Below are 4,527 nucleotides of genomic sequence, written 5' to 3' on the forward strand. Positions count from 1 at the left end.
ACCCTTTACTTCACAACAGCCGCGAGGAGCTGCTCTGCCACCTCCAATTCCTGTTCAGGTAATGTATTACTATGCGGCAAATGGGCAACAACTTGGCCCTGTTTCTTTCGATAAATTAAAGGAACTCTTTGCAAATAGGACCATTAACCGGGATTCTTTGGTATGGAAACAAGGCCTTATGGCGTGGACAGCACTTAAGGAAATAGAGGAGTTAAAGGCGTTTTTGGGTGGTAGTATACCACCACCATTACCTCAAATGTAGTAACCGTAAGTATTAAAAAACACTTTTTTGATTTTGGTGATAATTACAAATGGAAGAAACCCAGTATTCTGAAAAGAAAAAATCCTGTGCCAATTGTGGAGCAGAACTAAAATACAAACCAGGTTCACACCAGGTTAAATGTGAGTATTGCGGATATGAAGAATTTATTGAAAAGACAAAGCGAAGTTTTGAAGAACTTGAGCTGCAGCATTATATGAAGGCAGTAGGGGATAATGCTTTTACCGAGACAATAGATCTTCTACATTGTAAGAATTGTGGTGCTAACCAACATGTTGAAGAAAATTACAAGTCGCTTCATTGTGTTTATTGTGGAGAACCCCTTATTAGAGAAGATATAGAAAGAGAAGGTTGGATACTGCCAGGGGCGCTGGTTCCATTTCAATTTGATAGCAAAAATGCGGGAAGGATATTCACAAATTGGGTGGAAAGATTGTGGTTTGCTCCGAATAAGCTTAAACGTGCGGCATTAGATCCGGAAGCTATTCACGGTCTTTATCTCCCTTTTTGGACTTTTGATGCAGAGCTCTTTGCATCTTACGAAGGTCAAAGGGGCGATTATTATTACGAAACTCAAACCTATAAAACTAAAAACGGGACTCAAACCAGACAGGTAAGAAAAACACGTTGGACACCTGCTTATGGAACAGTAGATGGTTTTGTAGATGATATCCTGATCAATGCTTCGAAAAAAAAACAAAGAGAAATTCCGTCAAATATTTCACATTGGAATTTGAAAGAGCTTAGCGCATTTAATTCAAAATATCTTTCGGGTTTTGTAACTGAAAAATACACAATTCCTCTGCGAGAAGGGCATCGCAAATCATTCCAAAAAGCCAAGGCGATAGCTCATTCATGGATACGACAAGACATTGGAGGTGATACGCAAAGGATACATCATTCTGATATAAAACTTTCAAAAGAAACTTTTAAGCATGTACTCTTACCCGTTTATATAAGTTTCTACAATTATAAAGGGAAAGAATATCATTTTTATATAAACGGACAATCCGGTAATATCCATGGTATTAGACCCTATTCATTCTGGAAAATATTTTTTCTCATACTTTTTGTTATTGCCATCATCGGAATTATCGCCAATTTTGCCAAATGAGAACTTTGGTAATCGGTGATATACATTCAGGGTTGAAAGCTTTACAACAAGTTTTGGAAAGAGCCGGGGCTAGTGAAGATGATCTACTTATCTTTTTGGGAGATTATGTTGACGGATGGAGCCAGGCTGCAGAAACCGTTAATTTTTTGATTGAACTTAGAGTAACACACGAATGTGTTTTTTTAAGAGGAAACCACGATGAACTCTGTTATGAATGGTTGACAACAGGAAATGATAAACCTATGTGGTTGCAACATGGCGGTAAGGCAAGCAAGACTTCATACGAGGCTATGGATGATGGTTTGCAAAGAGTTCATATGGATTTTTTTAATAATCTGGATAATTATTACCTGGATGATAAAAACCGACTTTTTATACATGCAGGTTTTACCAACTTAAAAGGCGTAGAATTTGAGTATTTTCCCAAAATATTTTACTGGGATAGAACTTTATGGGAATTGGCATTATCTCTGGATCCAGGACTAGCGAAAACAGATTTATTTTATCCGGAGCGACTAGCCAATTACCGCGAGATTTACATTGGTCATACGCCCGTGACAAGAATTGGGAAAACTATACCTCAAAGGGCAGCAAATGTCTGGAATATAGATACAGGAGCTGCTTTTAAAGGACCTTTGTCAATTATGGATGTTAATTCAAAACAAATTTGGCAAAGTGATCCGGTATATCTTTTTTACCCAAATGAAAAGGGAAGAAATTAATATTTGAATTATATCTGCAATAATTTCAGGATTTTATTGTCGTACTTTGCAAGAAAATTAATTATGTCTACTAAGAATATAAGGCTGGAGGTGATGCAGGCAATTGAACCTAAAGTTGCCGGGTTTATGGATTCATTTTTGATTCCTATTGATGAGATATGGCAGCCCTCGGACTTTCTTCCCGATTCGCAAAGTGAAAATTTTTTTGATGAGGTAGAGCAGATCAGAGAAGAATCTAAAGAGTTGGGATATGATTTTTGGGTAACCATGGTAGCGGATACCATTACCGAAGAGGCTCTTCCAACTTATGAATCCTGGTTAATGGATGTTGAGGGAATTAACCAACATACGGAGGAACCAAGTGGATGGTCCAAATGGGTTAGAGCATGGACAGCCGAAGAAAACAGACATGGTGATGTACTAAACAAATTTCTTTACCTCTCTGGAAGAGTAAATATGAGGGAAGTTGAGATCTCAACACAGTATTTACTTAATGATGGTTTTGATATAGGAACGGACAGAGACCCATATAAGAATTTTGTGTACACTTCATTTCAGGAATTAGCTACCAATATTTCACATAAAAGGGTTGGTCAGATGGCCAAGAAAAAAGGGAATATACTTCTAAGTAAAATGTGCAGTATAATTGCAGGCGATGAAATGCGTCATCATTTGGCTTATAGAGAATTCGTAAAGACCATATTTGGACAAGACCCCAACGGTATGATGCTTGCCTATGCTGATATGATGAAGAGAAAAATTGTGATGCCGGCTCATTTTTTGAGAGAATCTGGAGAAGGAATCGGACTTGCATTTGAAAATTTTTCCATCTGCGCACAAAGGTTGGGGGTATATACCTCTCAGGATTATATAGACATCTTTAATAAATTAAATCAATATTGGGATCTTGAAGCAATAAGAAGCTTATCAGATGAAGCCCAAAAAGCCAGAGACTATCTTGTAGGAATGCCAGATCGCTTGCAGCGCATTGCCGAAAGAATGAAACTAAGCGAGGATCAATTTCGTTTTAAATGGGTAGAGGCTAATGGAATGCTATAGCTATAATTAAAAAGACCGGATTAAATCCGGTCTTTTTAATTATAATTTACCACGTTTATGTTCTACCTGCCATTTGTGTAATTTTTTCCATTTTCCCTCATAGCACATTTTTGCCTGCATTGGCCACGATGCGGGATCATGAACTTTGTAACGATCACCTCCTGAGTCCAAAACTTGCTGACACTTGGAAACAGAAGTTTCAGACAAGGTCTTCCAGGTCTTTATATCATAATTGTGAAACAGGCCTTCAATTTTAGGACCTATTCCTTCCACTACCTTCAAATCATCCTGTTTAATATTTTTACCAAATGCCACCTTGGCTGCACTTTTATTAAAAGCAATTTCAGAAGAAACCACTGCTGTACTTTTAGCAGCCATTTTCTTATTACAAGCTGCAAGATCAGCTTCTAATTTTGCATTTTGATCTTTCAGTAAGTTTAGCTCTGAAGAATGGTCAATGGCTGTATTTCCACCTTTACCCAATAAATATCCAAAAACAGCACAAAGAACACCGACAAGGATAGGGATAATCCAACACCAGATGTTTATACTTTCAAAATTCATACGTTGATATTATTTAATTAGTTCTTATACAATTATTCTCCTATCCTTCTTATCATTGCCTTTAAAGCAATAGAAGAAACCACACTTTTTAAGTTGGTCATCTTATAATCCACATTCACTACAGTACATTACAAAAAAATATATCCCTGCCAATATGGTAATTATAATCCCAAGCAAGTTCGTAGTCTTTTTTGTCATTGGTAATTGACTATTTGTTGTTCTGTATACAATGTATTAAAAAAATCTTAAATTTTGTTAAAATTGAAAGGCTTTGTGCCTTAAATATTCTGGATAACCCTCTAATAATGACTAAGATGCTCCTTTTTAATATGAATAACTACAGGAGATACCCCAAGAACTGCCAATTACACATTTTTTTGTACCAATTATAACTTTCTCTCATTGAAATAGATTACCATTTAGGACATTTGTCACAAATAAAGCTGTAATACTATTTCTCCCGACAAAGATCCGGCATTGAAATAGAGGCTGCGGCTTATTAATATTTTGAGTTAGTTAAAGAATCCCGTTGCTATTTCATCTCAACATAGCAGCGGTTTTTTTGTGTTACTCAGAATATACAACCTCTTCTTCCAATTGTGTATTTTTTCCTGCAACTGGTACAATCTCATAGTGTACTCTTAGCATTATAGTTTACTTTAAAGGTAAATTAACTAATCAGGTGAGAATAAAAAACTTAAAAAAACTAATCCGGGAAGGTTTCACTTTTTGTTGTATGATAGTAGTGTTGGGGATTCAAGCCTTATTACATGGGAGCTGGAAAGTTC

At 36.4% G+C, this 4,527-nt stretch carries 5 protein-coding genes; 4 read left to right on the plus strand and 1 reads right to left on the minus strand.

Annotated features, from left to right (window positions below; all coding sequences use genetic code 11):
- From WBN20_RS01310 to WBN20_RS01325, 4 genes are all read left to right on the plus strand, one after another.
- On the plus strand, nucleotides 1–262 hold a 262-nt coding region (locus tag WBN20_RS01310), incomplete at its 5' end, for a DUF4339 domain-containing protein (protein ID WP_424280427.1).
- A gap of 49 nt (nucleotides 263–311) precedes the next feature.
- Complete coding sequence (locus WBN20_RS01315) at nucleotides 312–1,394, plus strand: DNA helicase PriA (protein ID WP_424280428.1); 1,083 nt, start codon at nucleotides 312–314, stop codon at nucleotides 1,392–1,394.
- Entirely contained in the window at nucleotides 1,391–2,116 is a 726-nt protein-coding gene (locus WBN20_RS01320; RefSeq protein WP_424271145.1) for a metallophosphoesterase family protein, read from the plus strand. Before WBN20_RS01315 ends, WBN20_RS01320 begins: the two co-directional genes overlap by 4 nt.
- A gap of 63 nt (nucleotides 2,117–2,179) precedes the next feature.
- A complete protein-coding gene (locus tag WBN20_RS01325; RefSeq protein WP_424271144.1) occupies nucleotides 2,180–3,175 on the plus strand; it encodes an acyl-ACP desaturase in 996 nt (331 codons plus the stop codon).
- A 39-nt stretch (nucleotides 3,176–3,214) separates the two neighbouring features.
- Here WBN20_RS01325 and WBN20_RS01330 read toward each other — a convergent pair whose 3' ends face one another.
- Entirely contained in the window at nucleotides 3,215–3,739 is a 525-nt protein-coding gene (locus tag WBN20_RS01330) for a hypothetical protein (protein WP_424280429.1), read from the minus strand.
- Between the last annotated feature and the right edge of the window lie 788 nt (nucleotides 3,740–4,527).

Source organism: Eudoraea sp., assembly GCF_049665975.1.
Taxonomy (GTDB): Bacteria; Bacteroidota; Bacteroidia; order Flavobacteriales; family Flavobacteriaceae; genus Eudoraea.